Here is a 17,882-nt window from a genome sequence, read left to right on the forward strand (position 1 = left end):
ATTGAGACAATGGCGATAAGCCACTGAACATCTCGAATGTGACACTTGTGAACTAATGAACGAACCCGATCGGCCGCTGCAACCCGACGGTTTTCAAACGACTTTCCGCCAGCAACGCACTGGCCAGTTCATCAGCACTGACAAAGGGCTTGAAGCGCGCACGCCGGGCTACCGCAGCGAAATCACCCGGCGTCAGATGAGCCTCATGCTTCAAGCGCAACCCCGCAGCGCCGGAGGGGTCCTTGAGCTTGAGCGGCTGCATATGTGCACTGAACAATTGCTGAACTTGAGCTTGGCGCAGGTAACCAAAATGGATTTTCAGATCAAATCGACGCAAGGATGCTTCATCCAGATCGCGTATCAGATTGGTTGAGGCAATAAACAGGCCGCGGTAACTTTCCATTTGCGTGAGCATTTCGTTGACTGCCGTTATCTCCCAGCTTTGCGTGGCTTTGCGCCGGTCCTGCAAAAAGCTGTCGACCTCGTCCAGCAGCAATACCGCATCATCTTGCCCAGCCTTTTCAAATGCTGCGGCCAGGTTCTTCTCGGTCATGCCTACGTAAGGCGATACCAGGTCGGACACCCGTTGCACCATCAGGGGTTTACCCAACTCTCGGGCAATCCAGCAACCGAATGCGGTCTTCCCTGTGCCTGGAGGCCCGTAAAAGCAAAGACGCGCTTCGGGGTGTTCGCGCAGGCCATCCAGTAATCCGGAGGTCGTCACGTCTGTGTTGATCAGTTCGGGCGAATATAAGGCAGGAAGTGAATGACCTTGATTACGCTCCAACTTCTCGAAACCCTGGGCTTTGAGTGTGCTGTCCACCAGGCATTCAACGGTGGCATCCAGTGCCTTGCCTGGACGGGGATGAAGGCTGCGAGCAATGCTCACGGCGCGAGTGATGACCGCCGGGGTCATGTGCTCGTGCTCAATCATTTTGCTGACAAGTTCGTCACCAAGCTTATCGCCGCCGCAGCCACGAATAATACGTTCGCGCTGAGCCTTTGGCGGGTTGGGCAGTTCAATAACCAGGTCATACCGGCGGATATGGGCGTTATCCAGTGATTCGATGCTGTTGCTCAGCCAAAAACAGGGCAACACGTTCTCTTCCAGCATGCGGTTGACCCAGCCTTTTTGAGCACCGGCCTTTCTGTCCGGAGACAATGCAGGCGAGCCAAAAACGTCTTCGATTTCATCCAGCAGCAACAACGCTTTTTGCGAACGGAGCACACTCATGGCCGAACGCAATGAACATAAACGCTGATTGGTGCTGACCGGATCACCGTCGCTGTCGCTACAGGCAATTTCATACAGAGGTGTATCAAGTGCAGCTGCCAGCAGACGGCTGAGTTGTGTCTTGCCGGTACCTGGCGGCCCGTACAACAGTATGTTCACCCCTGGCCGGCCTTCAGCCAGGGCCTTGGTCAGATGCGCCTTGGCGATCTTCATCGGTTGCTTGAGGTGCGCGTAGTCGTCCTCCTCCAGGGTACCGGCCGCACTGAGTCGGAAGGCGTATTTGAAGAGCTCGATCGGTTGCCCCCGGTTGAAGCGCAGCAAGCCTGGAAGGTCACTGCTACCCACTTCCAACCGACTGTTCAAGGTAGTGACCGTACAAGAAACCGTATTGACTTCAAGCAACCCTGCCCTCACCAACTGGCCATCGTGCGCCAGGTATCGAGCCAACAATTTCTGCGGGATATCCAGCAATACCGACAAGACCCGCAGCATGCGGTTGTATCCCATGAGGCCTAGCAGATCGGTGGCGCTACTGAGCACAGGATCGGTATGCATCAATACGCAAAAACCAAGAATACTCAATTCTGCGTCATCCAACTCAATCAGCTGCGCCAGCGCCTTAAGGTTATGACTCAAACGGTCAGGGTACTCAGGCTCGCAAAAGTGCAAGTCAAAAGCCTTGCGCTCAGCTCTCAAGCGCAACCGCGCCTGACTCGCCTTGAAGTCATCGCCGCCAATGAGTGCTCGCAACCCAAGCTCGGCGGCGAGCTCGTCATCATTGAAGTAGTCACGCTGAATCAAGTTGCTGTGCCCGCCGTGATCGAGCATCAATTTGAAGGCCCATTTCAATGAAAGCGCACAGGTGTCCGGACTGTGGGGGCCGGAGCGGCGGATTGGGGCATTATTGATCGAGCGGCGGATTGGCATCGTGGTAATTCCTGTACCTGATATGACCGGACGGTGAAACGCAGCTACGCCGAAATGTGGCGCTCGGGTACTACGCTGCAGCTGTCGAAGCTGCAACCAATACACCCGCGCACATTTCCTTGCGGGAGCTCGATTCTTATTAACGACAGTCAAACGATATGTAAAATACAGCGACAGGTCTATATTGTGGACTTATACAGGTAAAGTATTTGCACACATGGAGGGGATATGAAACGCAAGCAATCCATCGAACAGGTCCGCTGGGATCTCGCACTGCGCTATCGTCTGATCGAAACCGTTGTCTGGTGGGAAGGCCGGCTGACCACGGGACACTTGATCCAGAGTTTCGGCATCAGTCGCCAGCAGGCGTCCAAGGACATTAATACCTACATCACTGAACATGCGCCCCGAAACTTGACATATGACAAGCAGCTCAAGGGTTATGTGCCGAGCAAACAGTTCAAGCCGCTGTTCATCGACGACAGTGCAAACGCCTATTTGCATCTGCTGAATCAAAACAACCAGCGAGCTCCGCACATTGAAGGCCTGGCCCTGGCCTATGCCCACACGAAGGTGCTGGAAGTTCCAGACCGGACGATTCGCGCAGAAATCCTGCGGCCCCTGCTCAAAGCTTGTCGGGAGGGACTGCGTCTCGAAGTCAAATACGTGTCACTGTCCAATCCCAATCCAGAAGGCCGGCTCATCGCACCACACACACTGGTCTACACCGGCATGCGCTGGCACGTACGAGCCTATTGCGAGAAGAACCGCCAGTATCGCGACTTTGTGCTGAGTCGATTGCGCGGCGAACCCGAGCCGAACGGCAAATCCGAGAATGTGATTGATCAGGACGATGTATGGAACACCGAAGTAACGGTGATCATCGAACCCGACTTGCGACTGACATCGGCACAAAAGGCGATCATCGAAGCCGATTTCGGCATGCTGAACGGCCAACTTCTGATTCCTACGCGCAGGGCGTTGGTGAAGTATGTGTTGCAGCGTTATCAGATCGATCCTACAAAAATGGAGCCCCGGCCTGAAGCCCAGCAAATTGTGGTGAAGAACCTGACTGAGTTGGAGCCCTGGCTGTACAACTGATCCGGGCTGGCGGGGCTTTTTGTTGCTAAAGCAATAACTTGCTGGTCTGCAGCAACCGAATCTACTTTTGCACGAGGTTGACGTGAGGCCTTGGCTCAGAGCGTTATTGGCAATCGAGGTATCAGGTTGGGAGCATTCTTGAATGACATGGGCCTTCCAGCGGATCAAGTAAGGGGTGAGCTTTTCTCCCGCAGCTTACAGGATCCGCCTTCGCGTCTGTTCTCCTGGCGGAAAGTGGAGAAACCCTTCGGGAGATGAACTTAAGGTCATTCTTAAACACTCTGAGCATTCCTTTGAGCAAATAAGCCAAGGGCGCTATATCCCCGCCATCAAGCGAGTATCTAGCGGTCAGCAGGGTGAAATATGCTGGGTAGAGCTTTGGCAAGGTATCCGCCTGGCCGGACAGCAGGATTAATTCCATAGGGGTATCAATGGGGCTCGCCTCTGGAAAGACGGTGTGCCCGAGTATGACCCGGGCATGGCCAGCATCAGGTTGTGACCCTTCCCCGGGTTGTCCACATACAGGGTGTGCACGCGGGCGCATCCAATCCTTTCTGTCACGGACGATCACCCGCTTGAGCGGATCCAGCATGCACGAGAGACGATGGCATCATTGCCTCAAGAGAACGTTTTTTCTGAGACTGGAAACTAGCGCAATCAGTACGTCAGCCCATGCACCTTCAAGCTCTCCCCAGGCTTTGGCGCCTACACATCGACGCTGCCGACCTGTCGATCCGAACACGTCCCATACCGCGTCACTAAGCCAACAAATTTAAACTCGGACACACCAGACGCACCATCTTGTCCGCCTTGCGCCGGTAGTTGTCGTAGTCATCCGAGGTCCAGACATACGCCTTCAACCAGATAGTCATGTTCATGTACTGAAACCGGATACAGCTTTCGCCATCCAGCGTCTTCAATGATCGTTTCACCTTCCGGTCACGTTCGAACACCGTGGCAACCAGGCCGACACGGTAGTCCAGAGCATTTTCATCCTGCAGGACTTTAACTGCCCGGAAATCCGTGTCGGAGAATCGGTAGTAGTGACCCCGTTCAAGTTCGAGTTCGGTTTTGATCTCGTCGTTTCCGTGGCTGTAGGGGTGGCTGTGATAGTCGCCCAGGTAGCAGACCTCCGGGAAAAACGTGTCGATAAACCCTTGTTTCAACTCCTGGGCTTCATCGGTGTAGGCGACTGAGCCCTGGTCTCTTTCAACGGCCGTGGAGGTGTCTGCCCATACCACTCGGTACATCATGTTGGTGCCGATGGTTTGCTGACAGTAACCCCACAAGTGGCCGAACGTTTCCACACCTGCCGCCGAGTCGCCGTTGGTTAGCACATGCTCCAGTTTGTAGGCTTCCAGTGCGGACGTGACGATGCTGAAAAATGCTTGTTCGGATACTGAAACAACTGAGTCAATCATGACATTCCTTGTTCATTAGGAAGGTATGGGGGTGTTCAAGCGGGCTCGGGAGCCCGGGCCTCCCGGGTTAGTGAGGCGTAGACCGACAATCCATCGACGACTCCCAGAGAGGCTTCGCTCGGTGCAATATCGCAACGCGGGAAGGCCTGCTTTACCGCTTCAATCACGTAGGGCGCGCGGGACATGCCGCCGGTCAGAAACAGCACAGGGGTATAGTCCTGGATCTCGCTGGCGACTTGCGCAAGAAGCGCTTGAAAGGTGCGCATGAAACTCTCGGCGGCCAATGCCAAGTGGCTATCGGTCGCTTGCGCCACTAGGCTCTGCTCGATGTAATCCAGCGAACGTTCGCTCTGTGCGGTTTCGCTGAGCTCGATCTTCATCTTCTCCACGTCACGGTTCAGGCGCACGGGGATGCCCGGCTTCTGCAACTCCGCCAATCGGGACGCGTATGGAAGTGGGGTATGAGCAAAACGGCGGTCCCGGAAGGACTTCTGACGATTAAGGTCACTCACAGACGCAGCATCCATAAATACGGGCGCCAACAACTCGGGGCACTCCCCCTTGCCGAACAATGGCATCACTGAGCGGAGCGAAAGACCGAGGTCAACATCAGTGCCGCCCTTGGGCTCACCCCAAGTGTTCAGAATATGAGGCTGAGTGTCCCCGGTGCCGACTTTAGCCAATGCGATGTCGGTGGTCCCACCCCCGATATCGACGATCAACGCATAGTGAGCAGTCGTTGAACTGCTGTGGTAACCCACGGCAGCCGCGGAAGGCTCATGCAGAAAATCGACTTTATCGAAGCCAGCAGCAGCGGCGGCTTCGGTCAGTATGGCGATGGCCTGCAAACCTCCTTCCGGACCTATCGAACTGCGAAACTGCACCGGCCTACCCAAAGTCGCTTGCGTTACCTCTTGCTCAAGTTGCGAGCTGGCTTGTTCTCGGATGTGCTTTAGGATGCGTGTCACGATCCCGGTGATATAGCCACGCTGGGCCCGCTCCAGGCGAAAGCCTAGCATCGACTTTGGCGACTGGACCAGCCGACCGGACTCGTAGATGAACAGGGCATCAATGGCTTCCTCGCCAAAGATCGCGGTATCTAAGTGAATGTCAGCCTCTTTGGCCTTCGCGATCTCATCGCTCAGCCAGCGACGTTTGATTGCATTGATGGCCGACTCGCGAAGGTCCTGATCGCTGCTCAGAAATGGCTTCGCGATCATGGCGCGGCGTTCTGCTTTTTCCTCCTCGGACATCGGTGCTTTGTTACGAACTGCGGCTCGAGCGCGCATCTCTATCGCGGCGATATCCTTATTGTACTCGGAAAGTCGCTTGGCGAAAGACGCTTTGGCAGAGCGAATTCCCTCGCTGATTTCGTGCTCGTTAAGCGACGTGAGTTCAAATCCGGAAATATCGACGGCACGGTCTGGAAAGAATACCGATGTCCTGAATTGCAACTGCCCATCGAACATGATGTGTTCGATGCGGCCGTTGCGGAAAGCTGCAGCGCTGGAGTAACTGGTGCCGAAATCAATACCGATTTTCATGCGCGGTTTCTGCCTTGGAGGTGCAATACGACAGGAATCTATAGAAGAATGAAGAAGTTGTCAGTGGAGTAGTGGCAAAATGTAGCCATTTATCTGGCTTTCAATGGTAGCAATGTGATGGACGCCCCATCTCGCACTACACGCCTGCATAGACCTTGAGATCAAGATCACTGCGCGCATAGGCCCAAAAGGCACAACGTAAGGGAACAGTAAACCCGTCTGTTCACCCCTTCCAATCCCCGCCCCAGACGCTGATGCCAAGTACGCCGATCACCCTGGCCTTCCCAAGCGCGCCCTGGCTGCGGGGATGGCTTTTGTGAGTCAATGAAGCTCGGCACGATGGCCGCAATACTGCAATACTCGCCTGGATCTGGGTTTTCTCGTCAACCGACAGCACCAGGGCGTTATCCGGTGGGTTCAGATAGAGCCCGACCACATCGACTACCTTGTCGGCAAAATGAGGATCGTTGCTGATTTTGAAGGTCTTCAGACGATGAGGTTTGAGGTCGGAAGCGGCCCAGACCTGCCTAACCTGCCACGTCGTGACCCGCGCATACTTTTAGCCATCAAACGAACGCTCCAGTGAGTGGCTTCCTGGGGGACACGCCGGGTGGTCAGTGTCAGGATTTCGTTGATTTTTTCGGGCCCCAGTTTGAGTGGCTGGCCGCTGCGCGGCAGATCGCTCAAGCCTTCGATTCCCGCCTCCAGATAACGTTTTCGCCACTTGAATACCGTCGGCGGCGTGACCTGCAACTGCTCGCTGACGGCCTTGGGCGTCAATCCATCAGCCAGTAGAAGCAGGATGCGCGATCGCTGGGCGAGGCTCTGTTCCAGCGAACTCATACGCAACCAACCTTGCAGGGCGATGAGATCAGAAGGCGCTAAAGCGAAGGGGGAAGTCGGTCGGGCCATGCGCATAACCAATCCATGACATTGGACGCACAGTATATCGTTACCAGTAGATAAATGAATTAACCGCTCAGCCCACTAGCCAGAGGTAACGAATTAATAAGCAAACTCAATTTAAAGTCTAGGGTATGCATAGCCCTACCTCATTTGCACCAAACTGATTATGTCTCCAACCCTCTATAAATACATCCACTGGTACAAGTCTCGTGAATACGTACCGCGGAAAGCTCGGGAAGCGATGGTTTTAGTTCCTGCCAAACCCAGACAGCTAAAGTCTCACTCGTCGGATTTTCCAGCCCTGGAATTTCATTTAGGTAGTTGTGATCAAGACGCTCATACAGAGGCGCGAATATTTCCTTTATCTCGGAAAAATCCAGAACCCAACCCGATCTCTTATCGACTGGACCTTCAATATAAATCGCAATACGAAAGGAGTGACCATGCAGGCGCCCGCACTTATGCCCTTCGGGGACATTGGGCAACCGATGAGCGGCCTCGAAAACAAATTCTTTAAAAATCTCCACTAAGCCCCCTACATCTCAGGTAACAAAAAACACCCAAACAACTAGGCTAAACCTTCCAAGACTCAAGGTCGACGCATAGCGTTTCAAACAAAAACTCTACAACCTTGGCTCGCCCTTCACCCAGCGCTGATGCAATAGTGATCACGGAAACCAAAATGGAGTTAACAGTGTGCAAGTCAGTTACATCACTCAGACAATTCAATATTTCTTCGAATTTCCCCAACATAGCGGTTTGGGAAAAATCTAATGCCTGCACCACATGGGTAGATGGCGTCAGGTAGAGAATATTCGCACGCGTCCGCAAACCGTAGGCTTCAGTCAGCATGCCATACCCTTCCGAAGGGAAAGCTTCGTCCTGCCCGGCAAGCCTTCTCAATGCCTCCTGAAAAGCCATGGATAGATGAAGAATGATTTCTGAGAACTCTTTTACACTGGCGTCGCTGGCCAGGGCTGGAGACAGATCCGAGGTTACCAAAGTAGTCATAATGCCTCCTAAATATTTGTAATGAGCACCAGTTAGCTAGGTATGAGTTCCGAACTTCGAACCACCCTGGTCAAATGATCAGTCAAAAGATGAATATCACCATGTAAATTCTGAACTCCATTCCATGGCCGGTTGCCTGTTTTAAAGGACCACTCTCCCGAATCGAGCGTCCAAGCTGTATATCCTTGTAGCTTTCTAAGGCCTAACTTGAATACTGGGGCCAGTGGCGCTCCTGTAGCACACAACTGCTCCATGACGAACCCCATGGAAATAATCCCCGCGCTATGGACGAGACGAGAGCTTTTAGGTGTATGACCATGCCAAGCATTTCCAAACACCTCCTGGACCGCCTGGAAAAACTCACTGATGGCCAAGAAACACCGATCCTCACCTCCCGACAACTCAATCACCTCCCGACAGTAACCGTCGGATAGAGAATTCATTACCAGTTTCTGGAGCGACGTATCGCCGATGACCCCTGAGGGGTTGGTATGCTGCTTAATCTGTCCTTGCAAAGAAGATCGATCGTCATAATTCAGCATTTCCACGATGCGGGCTGCGCGGGCACGGGAAGTCATTCTGAATGGAAGGCCGCTGACAGACGGGAGCAGTTCATATACCAGCGACTTCGGTAATGGACTGGTGTTGTTGACGAGAATGAATTGCCGGCGAAGTTCTTCCTGATTTTCACACACAAGAGCAGACACCAGTAGCTGGAACGAACTCCCCTCGAGCCCAGCTAACGCAGATAAGCGCTGTTGACCATCCACAACGAACCCAGGAGGGCCAGATGAAATATCCACCTCAATTTCTGCATAGGCTCCATTTCCTTCCACCACCCGGACTCCGCTGGTAAACGCTAATACCACCGCATTGGGCATTACCGCATCGGGACGGGAGAGGTAGTCGCGGATCTCTCGTATGTGCTTGGACACCTGTGGCCGCTGAAAGCCATGAAGGGCGCCACGATCATCACGCTTGACTCGGTCGATGCTAGCGATCGCCAAAATCTGCTCAACGGTAGCCGCAAACGATACCACTTGGTGGGTTGGGCTCTGTAACGCCTTGATTGCGCTGAACTTAAGCAATGAGTCTCTTCCTTCATCGAACGCCCCCCCAGAAAGAGGGGTAGCAGCAGTATTGAGGCTCTTATACCAACCCTTTCGCATAAAAACTAGCCTAAGCACATTGGCCCATACAGTTATTAAATGGTAAATTGTCAGCCTCAGATAAATGCAACTCCCGTCAAAACAGGCCTACAGTTTTCCCATGAGAACCGTCATCATCACCAACTGCACCAATCGAAAACGTCTCGACGGCCTGCCGCCGGTGGTGCTGAACGACGAGTGTTATTCATCGATTGCAGCCATGGCAAAGGCGTGGAAGGGGCAAATAGACGAACGTCCCACCACTCTGATGGCATCTTCACTTTACGTAGGCAGAAGCGTTTCTGACGCGAGGCGCGTAGCAACGAAGTTGGACGCGAAGCTAATGTTTGCGTCGACCGGCTTAGGGTTGATTGAAGGCGATCAGAGATGTCCACCGTACAATCTGACGGTGGCTCAGGATCCGAATTCTATCATCCCACGCCTCGAAAAATTGGGTGTGCGCGCATCAGATTGGTGGGAAGCCGTGAATGTCACCCAATCAAAGGGAAGCGCCCTAGCGGACCTCGTGAGCCAACCCGACATCGACTTGGTGCTCATTGCCCTCTCTTCAAACTATGTCCAGTTGATAGGCGAAGACCTTGGAAAAATCAGGGACACGCAGATCGACAAGCTCAGAATATTCACTTCGCGCCCAGGCATCGAGATGCTTCCCAGCCATTTACGACGCATCGCGATGCCCTATGACGAACGCCTTGAAACCTCAACACTACCAGGCACTCGCAACGATTTCCCTCAGAGAGCCCTGCGTCATTTCATTGAGACTCTTGAACTGTCGAGTGCTCCTGCTGAGATCGCTCGAAAGAGCGTCAGCGCGGCGATGGATCTTTTATCCCTAGCAAAAACCACCATCCGGCGGCGCGCATCGGACAGTGAAATTGCCTACATGCTTGAGTGTGTGTGGGCTGACTACCAAGGCAGTTCCACCCGATTGTTACGCTACTTAAGGGACGACGCCCTGGTGTCGTGCGAGCAATCGCGCTTTCGGAGGATCTGGCAGGACATCAAAGGTCAAGACAGCATAGAGAGCAAAGCATGACGAGCGAAGATGCGATTGTGGTGCGTGCACTACGCACCACGCAAGGCGACAACCTTGATGTGTATGCATTATTCATCAGGGGATCTGACCTGGTCCGAATTGCCGACATCAGCCGCCTGTCGCGCGAAGACAGCAATCCACTCAAGGGTTTTCAGCGCCCCGAGATTAAGAGTCATGTCAAAGGGATCACTGAGTACCTCAATCAGGGAAATGTACTTTTTCCCAATGCAATTATCTTAGCGCTGTCTCCTGACCTACGTTTTGTTGCAGCACGCGGAAGCAAGCCGACAGGCGACGCGGGGCTTTCGCAAGCGGGTACGCTGACGATCCCTATCAGGGAAGAGGGAATGAGGTCTGCCTGGATCGTGGACGGGCAACAGCGCTCATTGGCGTTGGCGAAAGCGGCCAATTCGGATCTTCCTGTGCCAGTGATCGGTTTTGTATCCGACAGCCTGACCACCCAGCGCGAGCAATTTATTTTGGTCAACAAGGCCAAACCCTTGCCCACTCGACTGATCAACGAACTACTGCCGGAGACAGGCAGCATCCTTTTGCCCCGCGAACTGAGTGCTCGCAAGGCACCAGCTGAGTTGTGCGGGCTTCTTAGCCGCGATCCCAACTCCCCTTTCCACAAACTCATAAAGCGGCCGTCCGAGCAAAATAGCAAAGCAGTGATCACTGACACCGCTGTAATAACGATGATCCGCAATAGCATCAGTAATCCGTTGGGGGCGTTGGCTCCCTACACCTCCAGCACCGACGGTGCGGCGAACGTTGAGTCCATGTACAACCTACTGACGACCTTCTGGCGGGCAGTGCGTGATACGTTTCCAGAGGCGTGGGCACTTGAATCCAAGAGCAGTCGACTCATGCACTCAGCGGGGATCATCGCCATGGGAGTGCTTATGGATCGGATCTACGCCAAAATCGGTGGTCAGCGCGAAACCTACGAAGCCGTGCTACAAGAACTGGCCAGAGTAGCCCCTTACTGCGCATGGACAACAGGTCAGTGGCCGATGATTAATGTCCAGTGGAATGAAATCCAAAGCACCCCTCAAGATATCAAGGCGCTGCAAGAAACCTTGATCCGCCTCTATATGACCAGCGCTCACCAATGAAATTTTTATACGCCGACACCCAAGACTACGTAGACCCGGACTACGATTTCATCAACGATCGAAATGCACCGGGCCGGAAGAGATACTGGGATGACCAGTATGCGCACGAAATGATGACCCCCGTCCCTTATGATGGGCTCTTGGTCTCGATGAGCGCAGTGCGACCTGCAAATGGCGTCGCTAATTCAAAGGTTCGGTACTCGACTTCCGAGCAGCAGCGCTTCCTCAGAGAAGGCGCGCGCAAATTTCTACGACTCGATGGCATTCAGTTCAAAGATACGATGGTCCTAGGTGACTGCGGGGCTTTCGCCTATGTAGAGCACCCTACCCCTGCGTATAGCCCAAGCGAAGTAGTAGAGTTCTACTCAGATGCAGGATTCACCCACGGTTGCTCGCCGGACCACATCATATTCAACTGCGACTCCAGCAATCCTCCAGCGCTGAGCCAGTCGGAAGATGTGCTGTTTCGGTACGAAATTACGCTCAAAAATGCGCAAGAGTTTCTGCGTTTAGTGAAGGACGCGGAATGGCCTTTCGAACCTCTTGGAGCGGTACAGGGTTGGTCTCCTCAAAGCATGGCGAACGCTGCAAAACAACTCGAAGACATGGGTTATCGCTACTTGGCGATCGGAGGTCTAGTACCTTTGAAAGTCGATCAAATCCATGAGGTTCTGAAAGAGCTTCGAGCGGTCCTTAAGCCCGAGACAAATATTCATCTACTGGGCTTTGCTAAAGCTGAGAACATCCATGAATTCACCGGATATGGCATTACCAGTTTTGACTCAACCTCTCCCCTTATACGCGCATTTAAAGATGCGAAGTGTAATTACTACATGGGCAACAATACAAGTAAACTGGATTACTACACAGCTATCCGCATTCCTCAGGCGATTGAAAATCCACGCCTGATGCAAGGAATAAAAAAAGGCACTCTGAGCGCAGAAGAATTACAAATCAAAGAAAAAGCGGCGTTGCTAGCGATCCGCGACTACGATAAAAACCTGCTCGACTTTGATTCAACTTTAGCCGTGCTAGTAGACTATCTCCGACTGACTCTTTCCGGATCGATATCATCATCAATAGAAATGGAAAAAGAAATCGCCAAGCATGTCCGACTAATCTCACCCACGCTGAGAGATAAACCGTGGCAAAAATGCCAATGTTCGATTTGTCAGTCAGCGGGTATCGAAACTATTATCTTTCGAGCCAGCAATCGAAACAAAAGACGCGGATTTCATAACTTAGGCGTGTACCACCGCCACCTTCAGAAAACTCTGGAACTTTCGAAACAATGATCTATCGATTTAAGGGTGTGCGCGCCCAACAGGCCTCCGGGCATGATGTATTTTCGTTTGCGGCCACTCCAAATGAAATTTTAGATTTTTCTGAAATTGAGAGAGTCGGCCGCGATGAAGAAGGCCACCTCAAAGGCTTTCAGCGCCATCAAGTCGCGTCGCACATCAGAGATATTCGTGACTATCTTCAGCGCGACGATGCATTGCTTCCTAACGCAATTATCTTGGCCTTTCTGGATGGGGTAACGATTAAAGACCTCGGCGAGGGTATTGTAGAAATCATTATTGATGCTACCGAATCCAAGCCAGGCTTTGTGGTCGATGGACAACAACGACTCAGCGCCCTTGCGACGATGGAAAAACCTGGATTCCAGGTATTTGTATCTGCATTGATTTGTAAAGACTACAACGAACTGCGACAGCAGTTTGTGCTCGTCAACAATACGCGACCGCTGCCAAAATCGCTGATCTATGAACTTTTACCGACTGTTGACGGCCTGCCAGAACGGTTCACGAGTCGTAAATTTGCTGCTCGCATTATTGATTTGTTGAATTTTCTCCCTAACTCCTCTCTATTTGGCGAGATCAAACAACATACGAATCCTAGAGGAGTACTAAGCGACATGGCGATGCAGAAGTTCGTGATGAACTCTGCGAATGATGGCGCGATTCGTAGCTTCATGAAGTTTGATGACTTTGAGGGGCGCAGCATCGAACTTATCAATAACTTCTTCCATGCAGTGCGTGTAGTTTTCAAATCGGAATGGGAAGGTCTAGCGCCCAGGAATTCACGTTTGAAGCACGGGGCGGGCCTGGTTTCTTTGAGCTTCGTTATGGAGTTGCTTTACTCCGATCAAGGCACAACCAGCAAGGAAGGCTTTATCAAAGGTCTAAAACTTTTGAAACCTCATACGGCATGGACAAGTGGCGATTGGCACATTTCTGAAACCGACCGCCGCCCCTGGAATGGTATCCAGAACACGCCCACTGATATCGGATTGCTCACTAAGTATCTGACCGAAAAACTCAAGCAAGAACTGAAACGGCGCTAAATCCAGCCCCAGTTCCGAGGAGAGCAGTATGCACACCAAAGCCTTAGTTCTTTTTTCAGGCGGACAAGATTCAACCACCTGCCTTGCCTGGGCGCTGGAACGCTACGAGCATGTCGAGACCATTGGCTTTGATTATGGCCAGAGGCATCGGATCGAACTCGAATGTCGGCTGAATATCTTGCAGGAAGTACGTAACAGATTTCCGAACTGGGCCAAGCGACTCGGTGAGGATCACGTGCTTGACCTCAAATTACTCGGCCAGATCAGCGATACGGCGATGACCGCTGAGAAAACCATAGAATTTGAAAAGAACGGACTTCCCAATACGTTCGTACCCGGGAGGAATCTGCTGTTTTTGACGTTCGCAGCCACGATTGCCTACCGACGGGGCCTCACAGTGCTAGTCGGGGGAATGTGCGAAACCGACTACTCAGGCTACCCAGACTGCCGGGACAACACCCTCAAAGCCACCCAGGTGGCCTTGAGCCTCGGGATGGATGCTTCAGTGATCATTGAAACGCCCTTGATGTGGCTCAACAAAGCTCAGACCTGGCGTTTGGCTGAAGATCTAGGTAATCGAGATTTTGTCAGCCTGATTCAAGAAGAGTCCCACACCTGCTACCTCGGGACTCGACAGCAGAAACATGAATGGGGCTACGGGTGTGGAACGTGCCCAGCTTGCGATCTGCGTAAAACTGGATATGAGCAGTACATTCAAGAACGAGATTGACGATGGTTCAGCGGTGGCGGATCAGAGCACTCGCCACCTATTTGAATCAGATGAGTAAACAAAATGACTTACAGCATCAAAGAAATGTTTTACACCCTTCAGGGGGAAGGTAACCAAGCGGGTCGACCCGCGGTATTCTGCCGATTTTCTGGATGTAACCTCTGGTCGGGACGGGAACAGGACAGGGCTAGCGCGATCTGTACATTCTGCGACACGGACTTTGTGGGAACGGACGGGTTGGGTGGTGGAAAATTCAAGGGTGCGAATGGCCTTGCACTCGCAATAAATTCATTATGGCCTATCTCCCATCAAGGTCATAAGTATGTGGTATTGACCGGAGGAGAGCCGCTGCTGCAAGTAGATGATGCTTTAGTGGAAGCACTGCACAAACATAGTTTTACCGTGGCAGTGGAAACCAATGGCACAATAATACCGCCAAGCGGGATTGACTGGCTTTGCGTCAGTCCTAAATCCACGGCCGAATTAAAGATCACTAAAGGCGATGAGTTAAAATTAGTTTATCCACAAACTGAAGCGCAACCAGAAAAATTTGAACATCTCACCTTCAACCATTTCTATCTCCAGCCAATGGATGGACCAGAGGCCCACCTAAACACTGAATTGACCATAAAATATTGCAAGGCGCATCCAAAGTGGAAACTCGGCTTACAAATGCACAAAATTCTAATGATCCCTTAGAACAAGTCTGACTTAGATATCACCTCACACCAACACCTAAACAGCCTTCCGCTTTAACCCTTCTATAAACTCACGAACTATGCTTGAAGCACCTTTACCATACGGATAGATAATATCCCTTCTTATATTTATCACCGGATAGAAAGCCTGATGCTTTGAACTGCGGGAAGAGAACACAAAATAATCGGCCGTTTTGGCTAGATGGCACAAGGCTGGAGTAGCGGTATGATCACTGTTGATCTCGACCTTGAGTCCTGTGAAAATTATTTCCAGTACGTCCCGAGCGCGGCGCGCGGCACCTTCTGTGAGAGTGTAAATACCCAACAATTTCCCTTGTAAATTAGGAGTTAACTCTGTCACTGAATCGATATCTGATTCAGACCCCTTGTTATTGCTAAAATCTGGGACAGGCTCACCATCCTCAAAAATTTCCTGCATTAATACAAAGGTCAACTCGCGCATCGCTGGATCTTTAATTTGTCTCCAATGCTTTGTCGCGAAATCCTGTAGTGATTGCCAGACTTGACGTCGCAATGGCTCTGCTGGGCATGGTGCGTCCAGCAGCACATCTATCAACTCAAGCATGCCGGTATACGCTTCAGGCCCTTTATTGACCTCCCAGAGCATCAATATAGAGTCGACCAATCGCGTATACTCATCGACTGCGAACGGTTGTGCCAACATCAACTGCGTCAATTGTGCAGCCAGCGACAGCAGCGCTGGATTGACTATAGAATCAAGAGCAAGCAATTCCAACAACTCTAACCATACAATTCCTTGGCAAGCCACTTCGCGCTCTTCCAACCATTCTAGCAACAACGGTAGCGTGTTACGAAGAATCGTCTGCCCCACAGGAGATCCGGTCTTAATACATTTAAGCAATCCGTCTGAATTAAAGGTCTCAACTGTCCAATTTTCGCAATACTCTTGTGCATCTCTTTCCAGTGCACCAGTCGTTGATTCAGCATTAACCAAGCACTGAAACCAACTATCCCAACCACCCAACTGCTCTCTAGAATAGCGTTTTTGCAAATCTTGCAAAATCGCAGTCATCATAGGTAATGATTTCAGCGGTTCAAACCACGACGCAGGCATGGCCTGTAATTGCTGCCACAATTGCTGCAACTCAACTAATGGCACATCCAGCGAGAGTTGCAGTAACGCTTGCACCGCCCCTGGCCCCTCTTTCTGATCTTCTGACTCACCAACAACCGATTCTATTTCTGCTTCAGATTGATTTACCGCAACCAAATCCGCCCAATGCAGCAACTTTAGAAACCAGTCTGAGTCGATAAACTCAGGCACCTGCTGCTGAGTTTTTGCGCACCTCAAAGTAGCAGCACCAGCAAGCCACAACTGCCAATCTTGTTTAAAGCTTTCGTGATCTTCAAACAGCGGAACTGTCATAAAAAGTGGGCTTAACGGGAGGCACAACTCGGCCAATTTTTCCCTGCGCTCCTCGCCTATGGCCTCAGTAATTAGTATTCGATTAAGTCCCAACTGCCCTAGTGCTCGAAGCAATAGGCGAACTAGTCGTAACGGAATACGGCCGCCGAGCAGACTGGGCAACCGGGGATGGCTAACGATGTCCTGCCAACGATCCGCTGAAGCCAAAGCCTGCAACTCCAACGACAGCAGATTAGGTGGAGTGAAGCCTCCCGAGTTCTTAAGCTCTCCGTAAAAACGCCAAGCATCATCACCATCACGTAATCGGTAGGCAAGCATAAAATCACGCAACACTCGACCTATTGGCCGCTTGGCTAGTGATGTAAGCGCTGGACGTTGACGATACAACTGCAGCACGTTAGCTAATACTGTAAAGATACGGTATTTTTGCTGATCGTCCACCTCGTCAAGTAAATCAATACGCAATAACCCGGCTGGGGCATGCGCTAGCAACGCACTCTGCCCTTCATTACTTGGAGTGATGATCAGGCCATAATCAAAACAGGTATCCGCCGTTCCCAAAAACGCCGCCAATACCTGGCGTAACTCCTCCAAAGCCCGGCCATCCTCCGCAGCTGCGTAGAAGCATAATTCCGGCGGGCGGCTATATGGCAACAGTAAAGGCCACTGCCCCGCACAGGCACTTCGCACCAAAGGTTCCAATAAATTCTGATACGGCTGCGGGTATTTCCCGGCAAACACTTTGTCCGGATCGATCTGGTTATCGACCGCGAAAAATGGCTGCAACCATGTCGGTATGGTATTCATGAATGCGCCTCGAAGCGGTAATGCTCTTCAAACTCCAGTAACGCTTCAGAAATTATCTGAGAATTACTGGTCAGCATGACATGTTCGTCATTACGGTTTGTTCCACTCCAGGTGTAATTCATTGAGCCCTTCAAAAAACAACTGTGGGTAAGTAGACCTTTGGTATGAACTTGTTCACTGAACTGGCAAGAAAAATCATGACCGGCAATTATGCGACCGCTCAACTGCTGGACAAACCGACGACTGTACGCGTCGTCACGGGTCACTACCCGCAAGCGGCACCCGCCATTAACCGCCGTCGCTAGTACTTCATTGAAACTAATCTCTCTACTTCCCCAACCTGGTTCTAGTGCATCCCACTGCCCTGAACAGTTGTCCAATAGAGGAAAGTCACTCAACCAGGGCGATACCAACCAAATAGGCTC

Annotated in this window: 15 protein-coding genes and 1 pseudogene; 8 read left to right on the forward strand and 8 right to left on the reverse strand. The window is 51.8% G+C overall.

From position 1 onward, the window contains the following. Nucleotides 1-52: 52 nt before the first annotated feature. Nucleotides 53-2,161, reverse strand: coding sequence for an AAA family ATPase (locus QMX93_RS04790; protein WP_282353149.1), 2,109 nt, complete (start codon nucleotides 2,159-2,161; stop codon nucleotides 53-55). 228 nt (nucleotides 2,162-2,389) lie between these two features. On the opposite strand from QMX93_RS04790, the gene QMX93_RS04795 reads away from it, so the two are divergent. Next, nucleotides 2,390-3,262 (forward strand): WYL domain-containing protein, encoded by an 873-nt coding sequence (locus QMX93_RS04795; RefSeq protein WP_282353151.1) that lies wholly within the window; start codon nucleotides 2,390-2,392, stop codon nucleotides 3,260-3,262. Nucleotides 3,263-4,020: 758 nt separating this feature from the next. Here the strand turns inward: QMX93_RS04795 and QMX93_RS04800 are convergent. The 6 genes and pseudogenes from QMX93_RS04800 to dbpB (QMX93_RS04825) form a co-directional block, all read right to left on the reverse strand. Beyond that, nucleotides 4,021-4,683, reverse strand: a complete 663-nt coding sequence (locus tag QMX93_RS04800; RefSeq protein ID WP_282353152.1) for a hypothetical protein — start codon at nucleotides 4,681-4,683, stop codon at nucleotides 4,021-4,023. 35 nt (nucleotides 4,684-4,718) lie between these two features. Continuing rightward, on the reverse strand, nucleotides 4,719-6,227 hold the full coding sequence (locus tag QMX93_RS04805) for an Hsp70 family protein (RefSeq protein WP_282353154.1): 1,509 nt from the start codon (nucleotides 6,225-6,227) through the stop codon (nucleotides 4,719-4,721). A 361-nt stretch (nucleotides 6,228-6,588) separates the two neighbouring features. Next, nucleotides 6,589-7,139: pseudogene (locus tag QMX93_RS04810) on the reverse strand (IS630-like element ISPpu2 family transposase); the annotation flags it as partial. Nucleotides 7,140-7,297: 158 nt separating this feature from the next. Beyond that, on the reverse strand, nucleotides 7,298-7,660 hold the full coding sequence (queD, locus tag QMX93_RS04815) for a 6-carboxytetrahydropterin synthase QueD (RefSeq protein WP_282353156.1): 363 nt from the start codon (nucleotides 7,658-7,660) through the stop codon (nucleotides 7,298-7,300). Between the two features lie 46 nt (nucleotides 7,661-7,706). Next, nucleotides 7,707-8,144, reverse strand: coding sequence for a hypothetical protein (locus QMX93_RS04820; RefSeq protein ID WP_282353158.1), 438 nt, complete (start codon nucleotides 8,142-8,144; stop codon nucleotides 7,707-7,709). A gap of 32 nt (nucleotides 8,145-8,176) precedes the next feature. Next, on the reverse strand, nucleotides 8,177-9,232 hold the full coding sequence (dbpB, locus tag QMX93_RS04825) for a DGQHR domain-containing protein DpdB (RefSeq protein ID WP_282353160.1): 1,056 nt from the start codon (nucleotides 9,230-9,232) through the stop codon (nucleotides 8,177-8,179). A 181-nt stretch (nucleotides 9,233-9,413) separates the two neighbouring features. Between dbpB (QMX93_RS04825) and QMX93_RS04830 the strand changes: the two genes are divergently transcribed. From QMX93_RS04830 to queE, 6 genes are all read left to right on the forward strand, one after another. Continuing rightward, nucleotides 9,414-10,349 carry a hypothetical protein gene (locus QMX93_RS04830; RefSeq protein WP_282353161.1) on the forward strand — a complete coding sequence of 312 codons (936 nt, stop codon included), beginning with the start codon at nucleotides 9,414-9,416 and terminating at the stop codon, nucleotides 10,347-10,349. Next, complete coding sequence (gene dbpB, locus QMX93_RS04835) at nucleotides 10,346-11,467, forward strand: DGQHR domain-containing protein DpdB (protein ID WP_282353163.1); 1,122 nt, start codon at nucleotides 10,346-10,348, stop codon at nucleotides 11,465-11,467. Before QMX93_RS04830 ends, dbpB (QMX93_RS04835) begins: the two co-directional genes overlap by 4 nt. After that, nucleotides 11,464-12,762, forward strand: a complete 1,299-nt coding sequence (gene dpdA, locus QMX93_RS04840; RefSeq protein WP_282353165.1) for a tRNA-guanine transglycosylase DpdA — start codon at nucleotides 11,464-11,466, stop codon at nucleotides 12,760-12,762. Before dbpB (QMX93_RS04835) ends, dpdA begins: the two co-directional genes overlap by 4 nt. Beyond that, complete coding sequence (dbpB, locus tag QMX93_RS04845; protein ID WP_095965350.1) at nucleotides 12,759-13,814, forward strand: DGQHR domain-containing protein DpdB; 1,056 nt, start codon at nucleotides 12,759-12,761, stop codon at nucleotides 13,812-13,814. The genes dpdA and dbpB (QMX93_RS04845) overlap by 4 nt, the downstream gene beginning before the upstream one ends. Nucleotides 13,815-13,842: 28 nt before the next feature. After that, nucleotides 13,843-14,544, forward strand: a complete 702-nt coding sequence (queC, locus tag QMX93_RS04850; protein ID WP_282353172.1) for a 7-cyano-7-deazaguanine synthase QueC — start codon at nucleotides 13,843-13,845, stop codon at nucleotides 14,542-14,544. Nucleotides 14,545-14,607: 63 nt separating this feature from the next. Then, a complete protein-coding gene (gene queE, locus QMX93_RS04855) occupies nucleotides 14,608-15,243 on the forward strand; it encodes a 7-carboxy-7-deazaguanine synthase (RefSeq protein ID WP_282353174.1) in 636 nt (211 codons plus the stop codon). A gap of 36 nt (nucleotides 15,244-15,279) precedes the next feature. On the opposite strand, the gene dpdD is transcribed toward queE, so the two are convergent. Continuing rightward, nucleotides 15,280-17,457 carry a protein DpdD gene (gene dpdD / locus QMX93_RS04860; protein WP_282353176.1) on the reverse strand — a complete coding sequence of 726 codons (2,178 nt, stop codon included), beginning with the start codon at nucleotides 17,455-17,457 and terminating at the stop codon, nucleotides 15,280-15,282. A gap of 164 nt (nucleotides 17,458-17,621) precedes the next feature. Between dpdD and QMX93_RS04865 the strand changes: the two genes are divergently transcribed. Beyond that, on the forward strand, nucleotides 17,622-17,762 hold the full coding sequence (locus QMX93_RS04865) for a hypothetical protein (protein WP_282353178.1): 141 nt from the start codon (nucleotides 17,622-17,624) through the stop codon (nucleotides 17,760-17,762). Nucleotides 17,763-17,882 lie beyond the last annotated feature (120 nt).

It is taken from the genome of Pseudomonas sp. PS01303 (genome assembly GCF_029959385.1).
Lineage (GTDB): Bacteria > Pseudomonadota > Gammaproteobacteria > Pseudomonadales > Pseudomonadaceae > Aquipseudomonas > Aquipseudomonas rustica.